This window comes from Epilithonimonas sp. JDS (assembly GCF_021261315.1).
GTDB lineage: Bacteria > Bacteroidota > Bacteroidia > Flavobacteriales > Weeksellaceae > Epilithonimonas.
This window is the reverse complement of the sequence record NZ_JAJSAX010000004.1, coordinates 203,040-218,611: the sequence shown is the minus strand read 5'-3', so window position 1 is coordinate 218,611 and position 15,572 is coordinate 203,040. Positions and strand designations below refer to the sequence as shown.

General features: G+C 35.7%; 12 protein-coding genes. 8 read left to right on the top strand and 4 right to left on the bottom strand.

Annotated features, from left to right (window positions below; all coding sequences use genetic code 11):
• Window positions 1–38: 38 nt before the first annotated feature.
• Window positions 39–806, bottom strand: coding sequence for an NUDIX domain-containing protein (locus LUD75_RS13230; protein ID WP_232706198.1), 768 nt, complete (start codon window positions 804–806; stop codon window positions 39–41).
• Window positions 784–1,983: an MFS transporter gene (locus LUD75_RS13225; RefSeq protein ID WP_232706196.1), complete on the bottom strand. Its 1,200-nt coding sequence runs from the start codon at window positions 1,981–1,983 to the stop codon at window positions 784–786. The genes LUD75_RS13230 and LUD75_RS13225 overlap by 23 nt, the downstream gene beginning before the upstream one ends.
• Window positions 1,984–2,188: 205 nt before the next feature.
• Here LUD75_RS13225 and LUD75_RS13220 point away from each other — a divergent pair, with 205 nt between their 5' ends.
• From LUD75_RS13220 to LUD75_RS13195, 6 genes are all read left to right on the top strand, one after another.
• On the top strand, window positions 2,189–5,089 hold the full coding sequence (locus tag LUD75_RS13220; protein ID WP_232706194.1) for a TonB-dependent receptor: 2,901 nt from the start codon (window positions 2,189–2,191) through the stop codon (window positions 5,087–5,089).
• 11 nt (window positions 5,090–5,100) lie between these two features.
• Complete coding sequence (locus tag LUD75_RS13215; protein ID WP_232706192.1) at window positions 5,101–6,654, top strand: RagB/SusD family nutrient uptake outer membrane protein; 1,554 nt, start codon at window positions 5,101–5,103, stop codon at window positions 6,652–6,654.
• A gap of 19 nt (window positions 6,655–6,673) precedes the next feature.
• Window positions 6,674–7,555 (top strand): hypothetical protein, encoded by an 882-nt coding sequence (locus LUD75_RS13210; protein WP_232706191.1) that lies wholly within the window; start codon window positions 6,674–6,676, stop codon window positions 7,553–7,555.
• Between the two features lie 173 nt (window positions 7,556–7,728).
• Window positions 7,729–9,195, top strand: coding sequence for a glycoside hydrolase family 30 beta sandwich domain-containing protein (locus LUD75_RS13205; protein ID WP_232706189.1), 1,467 nt, complete (start codon window positions 7,729–7,731; stop codon window positions 9,193–9,195).
• A 32-nt stretch (window positions 9,196–9,227) separates the two neighbouring features.
• Window positions 9,228–10,040, top strand: coding sequence for a glycoside hydrolase family 16 protein (locus tag LUD75_RS13200; RefSeq protein WP_232706187.1), 813 nt, complete (start codon window positions 9,228–9,230; stop codon window positions 10,038–10,040).
• Window positions 10,041–10,074: 34 nt separating this feature from the next.
• A complete protein-coding gene (locus LUD75_RS13195) occupies window positions 10,075–11,514 on the top strand; it encodes a glycoside hydrolase family 30 protein (RefSeq protein WP_232706185.1) in 1,440 nt (479 codons plus the stop codon).
• Window positions 11,515–11,592: 78 nt separating this feature from the next.
• Here LUD75_RS13195 and LUD75_RS13190 read toward each other — a convergent pair whose 3' ends face one another.
• On the bottom strand, window positions 11,593–12,111 hold the full coding sequence (locus LUD75_RS13190; RefSeq protein ID WP_232706183.1) for a hypothetical protein: 519 nt from the start codon (window positions 12,109–12,111) through the stop codon (window positions 11,593–11,595).
• Window positions 12,112–12,313: 202 nt separating this feature from the next.
• On the bottom strand, window positions 12,314–13,417 hold the full coding sequence (locus tag LUD75_RS13185) for a M14 family zinc carboxypeptidase (protein WP_232706182.1): 1,104 nt from the start codon (window positions 13,415–13,417) through the stop codon (window positions 12,314–12,316).
• A gap of 338 nt (window positions 13,418–13,755) precedes the next feature.
• Between LUD75_RS13185 and LUD75_RS13180 the strand changes: the two genes are divergently transcribed.
• Entirely contained in the window at window positions 13,756–14,814 is a 1,059-nt protein-coding gene (locus LUD75_RS13180; protein WP_232706181.1) for a TerC/Alx family metal homeostasis membrane protein, read from the top strand.
• A 17-nt stretch (window positions 14,815–14,831) separates the two neighbouring features.
• A complete protein-coding gene (locus LUD75_RS13175) occupies window positions 14,832–15,491 on the top strand; it encodes a hypothetical protein (RefSeq protein ID WP_232706180.1) in 660 nt (219 codons plus the stop codon).
• Window positions 15,492–15,572: the final 81 nt, after the last annotated feature.

Genomic DNA, 15,572 nt, shown 5'->3' with positions numbered 1-15,572 from the left:
AGAATTTGTCGTCTTTTTTTTATGCTGAATTAGGAAATTTATTTGTCAAAATCTGATTGTTTGATTTCTGATCCTTCCAAAAATCGGTAAAGGTAAGGCGCTTTGTTGGCAGATCCGCTGTAATGTTTTTCGAGACGTTCCAAAATATTCATTCCCAGGATTTTTCTTTGGAAATTGTTGCGTCTGAGCGGTTCGCCTAGAATTGATTCGTAAAGATGCTGAAGTTCTTTCATCGTGAATTTGTCCGGCAGAAGATTGCTTCCCATCACTTGATAATCGATATTTTTTCTGAGGTAAAGCAAGCCTTTTTCAATCATTTCCTGATGGTCAAACGCCATATTTGGCAGTTCGTTTACGTTGAACCACTGGCAAACTTCATTGAAGGAGTCCGGGAAAGTGTACGTCAACGTGTAATCAATCAAAGCACAGTAGCCCACAGAAATAAAACGCTGATAGATCCAGTGATTTTTGTCGACTTCAATATTTTTGTTTTCAAGAAGTTTCTGGTGTGTGTTATTTTCGGTTCTTTTGATGTCACCGAAAGTGTAAAATTGCTCCAGAAAAACGTCGGAGAGGTGTGTACGCTCGTGTAAAGTCCTTGCCGCAGCGTCATTCAGATTTTCATCATTGAAGATAAATCCGCCCGGAACAGACCAAAGATCAAGATCGTGGTATTTCAGTAGCAAAACCTTAAGCGTATCTTTGTGAAAGCCGAATATCACGCAGTCTACAGAGACGTGTTCTACGAAATCATTGGTGTCTATTAATTCCTTTAAGTTTTGTTTATTCTTGTGGTTTTCGGTCATTGGTTATCGGTGTTTTATTTAGAATAAATGTGAGACCAAATATAATTAATAATGGTAATAAAATAAATAAAGGATAAAAATTACTTAAATTTTTGTGAAATATGACAGCCATATACAGCGATCCTACCGAACTTCCTAATGAAGAACAGATGACCACTATGGATACCAAAAAGTGTGTTTTTTCTTTCGGAACTTTGTTAAGAATTTCAGAATTGTAAAGAGGAAACAGCGGTGCCAAAAAAAATCCAACAAGCGGAATGATGAATATTAATAAAAATTTGAAATCATTATAAAAATTTGAAATCAGGATCTGGCAAACTCCTAAAATCAAAAAGACAACGCAGAGACATACTAAAACAAATTTGAACCAATGAAATCTCAATATTAATCGGCTGGTAATCAATCTTCCGAAAAATGAAAATAAAGCTAAAAATGCGGATGATTGCAAAGCAAAATATGAATTGATCTTCAGATTGTTCCTAAAGAAACTAGGTAACCAGGAATTAAAACTCTGCTCTACTGATACCATAAAGAACACGATGATAAAGAAATACACAATTTTTGGCTTCAAATAATACTTCCACTCGCCGGATTTTTTTTCTGTTTTTAAAGTTCTTTCTTCATCAATTCTCGCTGATCTCAACATTAGTAAAGTGATAATACTAAACAAAGCGATCACCCAAAATCCGAACTTCCAATATTCGGCGTACGAACTGGTTAGCAAAGTTCCAAAACCAATATTAACAAAGAAGATTCCGAACATAAAAGAAGCATCTACACTGCTGATGGCGCTGGATAACTGTTCATCCTGAAAATTATTTTTGATAATACTGAAAACAGAAATCTTTGCCAACGCGAAACTTACACCAACAATACTCAGCCAGATTTTAAAAAACCAAAAAGTATCTACCAATGGCAGTGCAATGCAGCTCAAAAGTATGAAAAGCAGGGAAAATACGAGTGCGTTTTTGTTGCCGGTTTTTGCAATCAGATTGACACAAAATATAGACATAATCGCCATTGGAATATCTTTAAAAGATTCCAAAACGCCTAATCCCTTATAGGAAATCTTCTCGGACAATTGAAGGATAATCACGCCCATACTGTTGAGCAGCATCGAGAAGATGAGAAAGCTGAACATCAAGGGCAGCTTAATCCTGTTTTTATTAACATTCATTTAATGATGCCTTAACTTTTTTTAACATTGACTACTATTTTCAGTGATGTCAAAAGTACAAAAATAACCGAAAATTATGATAAGGTGTAGTGTTAAAATACCATTAATAAAGGGAAAATAAAAAAAATAAAAAATTATTTTGTGGTGTAGAAAAAAAAATTACTTTTATTGTCTCAGTTTGAGATTAACAAAAATTAATTAAAATATGAACTTAAAGTATTCAAAATGTCTCGGATTAGCAGCTGTTCTTTATTTTACAGCAAACTACTCGGCACAGCAGGTAAGTGACACCACTTCCAAAGAGAAAACAATTGAAGAGGTTGTTGTCATCGGTTACGGTACTCAGAAGAAGAGTAACGTGACGGGAGCGATTGCAAGTATTAAAGCTTCTGACATCGAGGACATACCACAAGGTAGACCTGAACAAGTTCTCCAAGGTAGAGCTGCAGGTGTCTCTGTTGTTACAAATTCGGGACAGCCCGGATCTCCTGCAACCGTCAGAATTAGAGGACTTACTAGTTTTGGAGCAGGTGGTAATGATCCAATGTATGTTGTTGATGGAATTATTGTTGATGGAATTGCCTGGCTTAATCAGTCTGATATAGAAAGTATAGAAGTTTTGAAAGATGGAGCTTCATCAGCAATTTATGGTGTGTCTGCTGCCAGAGGGGTTGTATTAGTTACCACTAAAAAAGGAAAAAAAGGTGCACTTAATTTAGCCTACAACGGAAGTTTTGGAGTTTCTCAAGTTGCTAGGAAGCTTGATCTTCTGAATGCTACTCAATACGCAACTATAATTAATGAGGGATTTGTAAATGACGGGCAAGCGCCTAGATTCGCAAATCCATCAATTTTCGGACAGGGTACAGATTGGCAGGATACAATTTTCAATACGGGAGACAGACAGTCTCATGAGATCAGCATCAATGGTGGAAATGAAAAATCTACCTACTATGCGTCGTTCGGATATTTTGATCAAACTGGAACAGTAATGGGAGATATTTCGAAGTATAAAAGGCTAAATGCACGTTTGAACTCCACACACAAAGTCCTTGATTTCCTAACTATTGGACAAACATTCTTATACACGCACCAGGCAAGCCAAGGAATTGGAACTAATGAATTATTTGGAGGGCCATTAAGCTCTGCTATAAATCTAGATCCGACAACACCGGCAGTAGTTACAGACTGGTCTTTGGTAAATCCGGCCACTTATCCAACTAACCAACCTTTGATACGTGATGAAAATGGTAATCCTTATGGTATTTCGCCTTGGGTTAATCAGGAAATGTCTAATCCTTTAGCATATAGATATACCCAACAAGGTAGAAATGGTTGGTCTGATGATTTTGTAGGTAACGTTTTCGCAGATTTAAGATTAGCACCTGGCTTAAATTTTAAAACAACTCTTAATGGAAAAAAATCATATTGGGGAAGTGAAGGTTTCAATCCTAAATTTTATTTAAGTTCAACATTAAGTAATCTTGCATTTAACAGTTTAAACAGAACGACTCAAACTAAATTTGAATGGAGTTTTGAAAATACATTGACATATCAGAAAAAGCTAGGTGATCATAACTTTAACATTATGATAGGGCAAGGTGTTTATCGAAACAATGTCGGTTCCGGACAAAGTGTAACATATACAAATTTACCTATTGATAGTTGGCAGGATGCAGCATTTTATGCCGTTGATGCAAAAAATATTACGGCATCTGCTTGGGATACTACACAAACAAGAAGAGCGTCATATTTTGGACGTTTCATCTATGATTATCAGGACAGGTATTTATTGACAGGAACTTTTCGAAGAGACGGATCATCCAAGTTTTTGAAATATTGGGGTAATTTCCCTTCGTTCTCTTTAGGATGGAATGTTCATAAAGAAGGTTTTTGGAAGGATAACGAAATTATCAACACTTTCAAGATTAGAGGTGGATATGGTGTGCTAGGAAATGATGCTATAGATGATTTTATGTACAGAAGTTCTTTAGTATCGGGAAGCAATTATCCAAATGGAGAAATTAATCCTAGTATAATAATTGGTTATAGTCCCAATACACTAGGAAATCCAAATCTTAAGTGGGAAGAAACCGCACAGACAGATATAGGAGCAGACATCCGTTTTCTGAGAAATTTCACACTAGGCTTCGATTATTACTACAAAAAAACTACAGACATCTTGCGTAGAGTAGCGATTCCAGGGTATGTGGGAGTACCTATCGATCCTTTTTCTAATGTTGGTGATATGGAAAACAAAGGAATGGAGTTCGAACTTGGCTACAAAAAGAGCTGGCAAGATTTTGATCTTTCATTAACTGGTAACTTTTCTACAAACAAAAACGAAGTTCTTAGATTGGAAGATGATGTAGAATGGAGAGAATTTTCTTCACTGCATTCTATGGGAACAGTATCCAGACTTCAGGTTGGAAAATCTGTAGGAACATTTTACGGATATACTTATAACGGCGTCTTTCAAAATCAGCAACAGATTAATTCTTATGTAAATGCCAATGGAGATATGATTCTTCCAAATGCAAAACCAGGAGATTTTATGTGGAATGATAACAATGGAGACGGAAAAATAACTGAAGATGATAGAGTAGATATCGGAAGTTCTCTTCCTAAATTTACTTATGGATTTACAATAAACATGAGTTACAAAGATTTTGATTTTATGGTATTTGCTCAAGGACAAGGAGGCAACAAGATTCTTCAAGGTCTGAGAAGACTAGATATGTTGGATGCCAACTATCAGACCTCAATCTTAAACCGCTGGACTGGGGAAGGTTCGACAAATGAAAATCCGAGGTTGACAAGAGCAGATTCTAATGGAAACTATACAAAAATGTCCAGCTACTATCTTCAAAAAGGAGATTATATGAGAATTAAACTTGTTCAATTAGGATATACTCTTCCAAGAGATACAACAATGAAATTTGGAGCTAACAAAGTGAGATTGTATGTGACAGGAGAAAATTTATTCACATTTACTAAATATACTGGTTACGATCCAGAAATTGCGGGAGGTAATGAATATGGTATTGATAGAGCTTACTATCCGCAAGCAAGAACGTTTTTATTTGGAGCAAACATTCAATTTTAATAATTAAAAAAATGAAAAATTTAAATTTTATAAATAAAAGTATAGCAGTTGTTATGTTAGCCGGATTTAGTCTTGGTAATGTAAGTTGTACTGGAGATTACATTGGGGATGTAGAAAATATTGGAACTTTTGATGATGCTAATTATTTCAAAAGCGAAGAACAATGTCTTAGTGCTACTGCCTCCGTTTATGATATTATGAAGAAGTATGCTGGTGGATTTGAGAATATGGTTACATTTCTAAACGCTGGATCGGATGATTTCTATTCTGGAGGTGGGAGTTCTACTGATGGTGCTGGAATTCAAGGGTTTAGTAATTATAATATAAATCCAAACACAATGCCAGCAAGTTATTGGAAAGATTATTACCAAGGAATTGCTAGAGCAAATTGGGTAATAGAGAGAATTCCTAGTGCACCTGTTAGTGAGGCTTTCAAAAAAAGAATTTTGGCAGAAGTAACTGTTCTTAGGTCATTATACTATTTTGAACTTTTAAGAATGTTTGGGAATATCCCGTTAATTTTAAAACAGATCACATCTCAAGATGATTATTGGAATATTCCACAGACACCTAAGCAAGAAATATACAATCAAATAGAAGGAGATATTGCAAATGTTTTATCAGACTTACCGATGACAGTTTCAGGCACAGAAAACGGGAGAATTACGCAAGGAGCTGCTAGAGCAATCCTGGGAAAAATTTATCTTTTTGATAATAAAAAAACTGAAGCGGCAACACAATTCGCAGAAGTGAATGGAACTCCTGGACAAACAAGCCAATATGGCTACAAACTTGTTGCTGATTACAATACTTTGTGGGGACTTCATCCAAATGGTGATGGTAAATTAGAATATAATAAATTTACTTCGGAATCAATTCTCGAAGCTGTTTATTCGAACGCAGGAATGTCGAGTTGGGATTTTTGGGGTCAAGGAAGAGACGAAGGTAATTCTATCTGTATAATGACAGGGCCAAGATCTTACACTCTTTCCGCTGGAAGCAATGCTCCAGATATCGTTTCCGGCTGGGCTTTCAATACAGCAACCGATGATCTTTTTAATTTCATGCAGAATGATCCTCGTGCAGATGCCACAATACTTAATGTGAAAAAACTTCAGGCAGAAGGCAAAGTCTCTTATTCTCCAGCGTATGCAGATACTGGTTACTTTCTGAAAAAATTTGCACCTTACAGATCGGGAATTTCTCCATTGCCAGGTGCGATGGAACTTAATTTCCGTCAAAACTATATGGTCATTCGGCTAGCTGACAGTTATCTAATGGAAGCTGAAGCTTTGGGAGGAACAGGAAGTAGAGCACAGGCTTTACTAGATGCTGTACGTTCACGAGTAGGATTGGCCTCAGTTCCGGTAACGTTGCAGGCAGTAAAAGATGAGAGAAGAAGAGAATTAGCAGGGGAAGGACATCGTTGGTTTGACTTGATCAGATGGGGTGAGGCGCCTTCAAAATTAGCTTCGAAAGGATTTGTAGCAGGTAAGAATGAAGTTTTACCAATTCCTTATGCAGAACTATTGAATACGGCGTTGAAACAAAATCCTCAATATTAATAATTCTAACAGCAATCTTATGAAAACGAACATATCTAAAATAAGAGTTTTAACTTTAATATCTGCAGCATTATTCATTTCCTCATGTATGCCTGAGACAGTTGACGGCGACGGAAACGGGCTTACGCCAACCAATACAGATGCATCATTCACAGTTACAAAAACTTCGGAAAATCACTACAAATTAACTTCATCAAACCAAAATTACCTCTATTCCAACTGGGATCTGGGAGATGGCGGCGGTTTTGGGAGAGGTGCAAATATCAATGACGTATTTATTCCTGATGAGGGGACATATGTGATTCAGCATCAGATTATCGGACAAGGAGGCGTTGTTGCTGGAACATCAAGTCAGACAGTAAAAGTTGATAAGTCGGATCCGCTTTCCGGAAATCTGATCCAGGGAGGGAAGTTTTTGGATGCTACAGATGTTGCAAAATGGACAATGACATTTCCAAATCCTTCAAATACAGCCTTGTGGTCATTTGCCAACGGATGGGCAACTTTCACTGCTAAAGGTTGGGACAGAAACGTGATGTATCAGGCTATCCAAGTTGTGAAGGGACGAAAATATATGGCAGATGCAGTAGTAACCTCAAAAGGAGTTTCAGATTCGTGGTTTGAAATCTACGTAGGTTACACAAAACCAACTGCTAACAATGATTACACAGGAGATGGCAATGATTCTACTTGGTTGAGAGGTATCAATACTTGGGCAGGTAGCGGAACTACAGCTTTTGAAGGTAAGATTTCAAGTAAGGGTTCTGTGAATGTAAATAATCCAACCGGTACTTTTACAGCGACTCAGGATGGTACAGTTTATTTTGCCATAAGATCAGGCGGGAATGACATGAAAGAAGGGATTTCTATCAAAAATGTAGAATTCCGAGGCGTTAACTAATTTTTTCTTATCATATTTCTTAGGTGAAAGAGGTCCTCAAAAACCTCTTTCATTTTTTCTAACAAGCTGTCAGTCGAGAATTCACAACAAAAAGAAAGCTGTATTGGAACTGAAATTCCGTGACAATTTTCTTAATTGAAATCAAAATTGATAAGCATTAAAATCTAATTAAAATGTACAATCACTCAAAACGCATTTTTCCAAACCGAGCATTTTTCTTTGGCTTAACCATCTTTTCGCTGTTGTTTTGCCAGAGCAGTACCGTTGATGAAACTTCAACAAATCCGCCTGCGACTAGTGGTGATAATGGTAATTATGCTTCCGCAAGTTTCTGGCTCACAAAAGCAGATGAATCCATCAAACTTCAGAAACAAAGCGATATTTTCTTCAACAATGCTTCCAATAATTATCAGACTTTAGATGTAGATGCTTCGCAGAAATATCAGACCATCGACGGTTTTGGTTACACCTTGACTGGCGGAAGTGTGCAGGTAATCAATCAATTATCGGCAACTAAAAAGGAAGAATTACTTCAGGACCTTTTTTCTAATAAGGACAATTCTATTGGAGTCAATTATATCAGATTAAGTATCGGCGCTTCAGATCTTAACAGTACGGTTTTTTCGTATGACGATATGCCTGCCGGACAAACTGATTTGTCTCTGGCCAATTTCTCATTATCAAAAGATCAAGCTCTGATTGATATGCTGAAGAAAATCCTGACCATCAATCCGAATATCAAAATTATGGCAACACCTTGGTCGCCTCCGGTTTGGATGAAGGACAACGGAAGTTCAATCGGCGGCAGTCTTCAGCCTCAATATTACAATGTTTATGCGCAATATTTTGTGAAATACATTCAGGGAATGAAAGCGCAGGGAATCACAATTGATGCCATCACACCGCAAAACGAACCTTTGCATCCCGGTAATAATCCAAGTTTATTAATGACAGCGCCTCAGCAGGCAACATTCATCAAAAACAGTCTTGGGCCGGCTTTTCAGGCAGCTAATATCACAACAAAAATCGTTCTTTACGATCACAATTGTGACAAACCGGAATATCCAATGTCAATCCTGGCAGATCCCGAAGCTTCAAAGTATGTTGATGGTTCAGCTTTCCATCTTTATGCCGGTAATATTGCTGTTTTAAGTAATGTTCATTTGGCTTATCCTGCTAAGAATCTTTATTTTACAGAGCAATGGACTGGCTCAACTTCTTCTTTTTCTGATGATTTGATGTGGCATTCCAAAAACGTGATCATTGGTTCAATGAGAAACTGGAGCAAAATTGCTTTGGAGTGGAATCTTGCGAATGATCCTGGTTTCAATCCGCACACAGATGGTGGCTGCACGCAGTGTAAAGGCGCAGTTACGGTAAGTACAAGCGAATCTTTAACCAAAAATGTGGCTTACTACATCATTGCTCACGCATCTAAATTTGTTCCTCAGAATTCTCAAAGAATTGCATCTACACAACCAGGAAATTTAAGTTCAGTAGCCTTCACAACACCAAATGGCAAAACAACTCTAATCGTTCTGAATGAAGGAAATGCAACAGAAAATTTCAATATCAAAATGAATGGTAAATCCGCTGCAACAGCTTTACCAGCAAGATCTGTAGCAACTTTTGTTTTTTAATTTTTGATTAAATTAATTCTGAAATTTAATTTATGAAGTTCAAACAAATCATAGCATTATCAGCTTTTTCATCAGTTCTAATAATGAGTATTGCTTGCTCGAGTCAAAAAAACTCTGAGAAAGGTAAACTCGTTTTCCAGGATGAATTTAATAACAATGGTTTGCCAGATTCTTCCAAATGGGAATTTGAAGTCGGCGGTGATGGTTTCGGAAATAATGAACTTCAGTTCTATACCAAAGACAGAACGGAAAATGCCAGAGTAGAAAAAGGAATTTTGATCATCGAAGCCAAAAAAGAAAAATGGGAAAAGAATGATTACACTTCAGCTAAATTAATTACAAAAAATACGTTTCCATTTCAATATGGAACTGTTGAGGTGAGGGCAAAATTACCCAAAGGAAAAGGAACCTGGCCAGCCATCTGGATGCTGAGCAAAAATCTGAAGGAATGGCCGGACGATGGTGAAATCGACATTATGGAACATGTTGGCTACAATGAAGGTTTTGTTCACGGATCAGTTCATACGAAAAAGTATAATCACATCATTAATACTCAAAAAACCGATACAATCATCGTCAAAGATGCAACCGAAAATTTTCATGTTTACAGAGCCGACTGGACGCCGGATAAAATCGAAATGTTTGTAGATGATAAAAAATATTTTACATACATAAAAACTGAAAATGATTATGAAGCCTGGCCATTTGATCAGCCTTTCTATTTGATTCTGAATCAGGCAGTAGGAGGGAACTGGGGCGGAAAAGAGGGTGTAGATGAGAAAATATATCCACAAAAATTTCTGATAGATTATGTCAGAATTTATAAAAAAATAACTAAAAAATGATGTTAAAAAAATACATCTAATATTCTTAATAAAAATGAAAAAGTCAATTATTTTGTTTGCTGCTTTGTCACTTTCAGCAAATATAAATGCCCAGAATTACTGGAAAAAAGGAATGAAGCAAGGAAAAGTGATCATTACTTCACAAAAAAACAACGAAAAATTTGCCAAGAAAGCCAATGCTGTTTTTACAGATTTTCCTCAGCCAAAAGAAACAGATGTTTGCGTTTTTGTAGATCCAGATTTCAAATATCAAAAACTGATTGGAATTGGTGGTGCGATTACAGATGCTTCTGCTGAGGTTTTTGCCAAGATTCCGAAAGAAAAACAGAAGGAATTTATCGAAGCTTACTACGGAAAATCGGGGATAGGCTACAATATTGTCCGAACCAATATGAACTCGTGCGATTTCTCCAGTGATTCTTATACTTACGTCAAAGACAACGATGAATCTCTGAATTCATTTGATGTAAAACACGATGAACAGTACAAAATTCCATTAATTAAATTAGCTCAGAAAGCGATTGATCCGAATGATTTTAGATTTTATTTCAGTCCATGGAGTCCGCCAGCCTGGATGAAAACCAATAATGATATGCTGAAAGGCGGAAAATTATTGGACAAGTATTATCAGGTCTGGGCCAATTATTATGTTAAATTTATTCAGGAATATGAGAAAAGAAATATTCCGGTTTGGGGATTGACGATTCAGAATGAGCCAATGGCTGTTCAGACTTGGGAATCTTGCCTGTATACAGCGGATGAAGAGGCGAAATTCCTTAAAGAAAATCTAGGTCCGACGCTTTGGAAAAATAATTACAAGGATAAAAAAGTTATCATTTGGGATCATAATAGAGATTTGATGTACCAAAGAGCAACCACAACTTTACAAGATCCTGAAACTTCAAAATATGCTTCCGGAATTGGCTACCATTGGTACGAAACCTGGAATAATAAATCGCAACTGTTTGATAATCTTGCAGAAACACACAGAGCTTTTCCTGAAAAATTCCTGATTTTCACAGAAGGTTGCAAAGAACAATTTGATTTCACAAAGATTTACGATGTAAGTTTAGGCGAATTGTACGGTCGAAATATGATCAATGATTTCAACAAAGGAACTTCTGCTTGGACAGATTGGAATATTCTTTTAGATGAAAAAGGAGGACCAAATCACGTTGGGAATTTCTGTTTCGCACCAATTATTTATGATACAAAAACGAAAGAACTTCATTACACTTACGAATATTATTACATCGGGCACATTTCCAAATATGTAAAACCTAATGCACAGCGCGTCGGAACATCGACTAACAAAGATTTTCTGTTATCCACAAGTTTCCTGAACGAGAGTGGGGAACTGGTAGTGGTTGTGATGAATGAAGGTGATGCGGATACAGATTTCAATCTCTGGATCGAAGGAAAATCTTCAAAACTCTCTGCGCCGGCACATTCTATCCAGACTATAATTTTATAGTTATATATTATTTTCAAAGGAACAGCAGCTAATTTTTTAGCTGCTGTTTTATTTTGTAAAGTAAAGATTTTAGGAATTTCATTTTAATTTTCCTGAAATCATTTTACAATCTGCCGGTGTCAATCTCTGACCTTTGGAATAATTGATGGCTTTCGGAGAAGAATAAACCAACTTCGAAGCGCTTGGATCTGCATAATCACCAATACCTTCCAACAAAACGCCGCTGTCTTGCAGAAAATAAATTTCCCGTTCGCTTACAGAGCCTTCAGAAGTAAATTTATAATTGACTCTCAAAGTGTCGCCGGCAACTTTTCCTATAATATCGCCGAAATTGGAATCTTTTTCAAAGTTTTTATATTTCAGTTTACCGGAAACATTTCCGTTCATAATTTTGTAGGACAAAAACATAGAATCTTTTCCAACCACATTCATATAACAATAATCTACATTTTCTTTTTCTGAAATCTGATTTGGATCCTCTGAAACGGCCAATGTATCAGGTTTTCTGTTTTCAACATTAATTTGTTTTTCAATATTTTTCTCGCACGAGCAAAGCATCATTAAGGCAGCTGAGAGAATTAAAAAAGTGTTTTTCATAATTATTAAGATTGATCTGAAATAAGCGTAGAAAATATTGTACCACATTGATTTATAAGAGAATGTGACAGCTGTAAAAGACTATCAAACGATAATTGCAAAAAGTCCTATAATTTATATTATGTTAAATAGAGTGTGTAAAGTGTTTATTTTCAGTTGATTAAAAATAGTCAAAAAAGTCAGTTTTTATTATTTGCTAAGATTATTCGATTTTGAAATCTACCAAAGAATCGAGTTTGGGAAACTTTTTTAAAGAAATGAATTTTTTATCTGTACAGTCAATTTCTTTCCAGCCTTTTTTATGGTTCAGATCACCAACTTCAACAACATACGGCTGATACGTCAGATTTTTATCATCGTCAAGAATTTCTCTGTACTGCACAGCAATGTCCATAATGCATTCGAATTCCGTATTTAGTTTTACATTTCTGTAAATCAAATCAAAATGAGTTTCTCTGTTTTGAGGGATGTCAAAATATGTTTCATAGCTCAGCGTATCGCCCTTTAGAACCGAAATTGCTTTCAGTGCAAAATACAACGCGTGCGTGTAATATTCTCTGGTTTTTTTTCTGTCCAGATCATTCTCATAAAATCCACCTTCAAATAGTATGGACGGAATTCCGGATTTCATAAAATTATCACCGCTGGATGTCGGGTAAAATTCGTCGGTATATTTCGCAATTCGGTTTGGAAGAATTTGCTTCAGTTGCATATAGATCGCTGCAATCACCGCCATACTTTTTTTCCTGTTTTCAGTCAGATCTCGTTCAAGATTTTCTGATGGTGATAAAAACGATAAAGTCGCAGGATGAATTCCGTCTGTCGTAAAAATCGTCCGTTGATCATGAAGATTTAGTAAGTAGCTGTAATTTCCATTCAGCACAATAGATTTCAAAACTCTTATTTCAATGCTCGAATCTCTGATAAAATCTCTGTTGATATCAATGTCGTAAGCATTTCTCCTGGTCCAGGCTTCAGAACCATCCGGATTCAACATAAAGATAAAATCCAACTGAATCAGGGAAAATAATTTGTCTTGCAACTCAGGATTCTTTTCAAAGATTGTAAGAAGATCCAACATTGCTAAAGTTGCAGTCGACTCGTTTCCGTGCATCTGAGACCAGGCGGCAACTTTGATATTGCCATTTCCTAAGGTCAACATATAAATAGGTTTCCCCAAACTCGATTTTCCGACCTCTTTTATATAATCGCTGTAATTGTCCTGTAGGTAAGAAAATAATTTTTCAGGGGAAATATAGCGTTCTGGGAAATTTGGATTTTGCGAATAAGGAAAACTGTTTGTCATTAGTACTAATTTAGATGTCACAAAAGTAAGATTTAATCCCAAATAACACGATTTACATTTGTAATATTATTAAACAAATCGAAATGTCACTTTGTCTGTTAATATTTTTGTGGATTGATATATTAATATTTTTATTTTATAATTTAAATAATATCAGTCATTTATATAATTCAACTAAAGTTTATTTTTATATTTACTTTAATAGCAATTTTAGACAGTTTTAACCATTTGTTCGTCAAATTATTAAACATTATTTTAATGAAAAATTGCTATATTTTACAAATGTAAAAGTGACTAAATCGTAATAAATTCCCTATTTTTGCTACAATTACTAATAAATGAGCAACGAGATTTTATTCCTGTCAGGATTTTTGATATTCATCGTCACCCTACTCCTACTCGACCTGGGAATTTTCAATAAAAAAGATGCAGCAGTTTCTCTGAAGCAAGCTGGATTGATGAGTGTCTTCATTATTCTGCTTTCTTTAGGATTCTATATATTATTGACTTATTATGGTCATCATATTCACGGCATCGACAGTATGGAACGGCTTCAGGAAATTGTTGCCAAGCATAAGCATCCGGTAAAAATTATTCCCGGTAATTTGGAGCACAGCATTATGCTGTACGATAAAAATTTGGGTCTGGAATTTCTGACTGGCTATCTGGTGGAATATGCACTTTCAATAGATAACATCTTTGTGATTCTTTTGGTCTTTAGCGGATTTGGTGTTGCCCCACGAAATTATCACCGCGTTCTTTTCTGGGGAATCTTTGGCGCAATTGTGATGAGATTTCTGTTCATATTTATAGGTGCAGCTTTGATCCAGAAATTTGAATGGATTATGTACGTCTTCGGCGCATTCCTTATCTATACGGGAATCAAAATGTACATCGAACGGAATAAAGATGATGAAGTCGATCCGCAGCATCATCCTGTCGTAAAGTTTGCCCAGAAACATTTCAAAGTTCATAACCAATTTGTCGGTAATAAATTCTTTGTTGTAATCGATGGAATCAAAAAAATGACACCATTATTTCTGGTGTTGATTATTGTAGAATTTACAGACTTAATCTTTGCGGTAGACAGTATTCCGGCAATATTCTCGATTACTAAAGATCCTTATATCGTATTTTTCTCCAATATCTTTGCTATTATAGGACTTAGATCAATGTTCTTCGTATTGGCTGGGATCGTGAGTAAGTTCAGATTCCTGAAGGTCGGTTTGGCAGCATTACTTACTTTTATCGGTCTCAAAATGATCTTCCACCATTATCTGGATGATATCGGATTTACAACGTCACATTCATTAATTGTGATTGTCTCCATCTTGTTTTTGAGTATTATTATTTCACTAATGTTTCCGGAAAAGAAAACCCGTCATATCGAGTCTTAATATTATAAACGAGCTCAATGAAAACGCTGTTTGCACTTTTGTTTTCATTACATATTTACAGCCAGAATTGTAATTGTGAAAGCAAACCTGAGCTGAAGGAAATCATCTCTTGCAAGAAAGAAAAGTTTTCAAATGGCACTACATTATCCTGGCAATTTGATTGCAATTCTTACAGGTTAATATTTCAAAATGGGAAAAGTAAGAAGACAATTTTTGAATTGGAAAGTGATCTTATGGATTTCACAGGAAGGCTTGGTTACTCAAATTGGAAAGAATATGACTCAACTTTTCTGATAGAAAATAGACCCGTTTCGGGATGTTGTGATCCTTCTGAATATATTTTGTTTGATAAAAATTCCGGAAGTATTATAAAGAAATTAGGTACATCGTTGTATCAAACAAGCGAAAAAGACAAAAGCCAATTCATCGTTACTCTCAAGGATCTTAATACAATTCTCATTACCAATTTAGTTACCAACAAAATTTCTACTATCAAATTACCGCCCGGAAGATTGGAAAGTAGTCTAGAGAAAAGTCAATCTTTGTTTGCTGAAAATCTTTTTGACCAACCAATAATTACGGACAATCTTATAGAGATTCGTTATAAATACACAAATCCAGGAACTAAAAATTGGAAGATATCCACAGTTACAATTGATTTGAGTAAAGATTTGTAGTTTTCCACAGATGTTATTGTTAGTATCAAAGTTTTCCACAATTGATTATTAAATATACTATAAAACGCTGATTTACATAGT

Bases quoted from the DNA above. Each gene is read 5' to 3' on its own strand.
- LUD75_RS13185 (WP_232706182.1), bottom strand. From the start codon at position 13,417: ATGACAAACAGTTTTCCTTATTCGCAAAATCCAAATTTCCCAGAACGC.
- LUD75_RS13190 (WP_232706183.1), bottom strand. From the start codon at position 12,111: ATGAAAAACACTTTTTTAATTCTCTCAGCTGCCTTAATGATGCTTTGC.
- LUD75_RS13200 (WP_232706187.1), top strand. From the start codon at position 9,228: ATGAAGTTCAAACAAATCATAGCATTATCAGCTTTTTCATCAGTTCTA.
- LUD75_RS13195 (WP_232706185.1), top strand. From the start codon at position 10,075: ATGAAAAAGTCAATTATTTTGTTTGCTGCTTTGTCACTTTCAGCAAAT.
- LUD75_RS13215 (WP_232706192.1), top strand. From the start codon at position 5,101: ATGAAAAATTTAAATTTTATAAATAAAAGTATAGCAGTTGTTATGTTA.
- LUD75_RS13205 (WP_232706189.1), top strand. From the start codon at position 7,729: ATGTACAATCACTCAAAACGCATTTTTCCAAACCGAGCATTTTTCTTT.
- LUD75_RS13220 (WP_232706194.1), top strand. From the start codon at position 2,189: ATGAACTTAAAGTATTCAAAATGTCTCGGATTAGCAGCTGTTCTTTAT.
- LUD75_RS13230 (WP_232706198.1), bottom strand. From the start codon at position 806: ATGACCGAAAACCACAAGAATAAACAAAACTTAAAGGAATTAATAGAC.
- LUD75_RS13180 (WP_232706181.1), top strand. From the start codon at position 13,756: ATGAGCAACGAGATTTTATTCCTGTCAGGATTTTTGATATTCATCGTC.
- LUD75_RS13210 (WP_232706191.1), top strand. From the start codon at position 6,674: ATGAAAACGAACATATCTAAAATAAGAGTTTTAACTTTAATATCTGCA.
- LUD75_RS13225 (WP_232706196.1), bottom strand. From the start codon at position 1,983: ATGAATGTTAATAAAAACAGGATTAAGCTGCCCTTGATGTTCAGCTTT.
- LUD75_RS13175 (WP_232706180.1), top strand. From the start codon at position 14,832: ATGAAAACGCTGTTTGCACTTTTGTTTTCATTACATATTTACAGCCAG.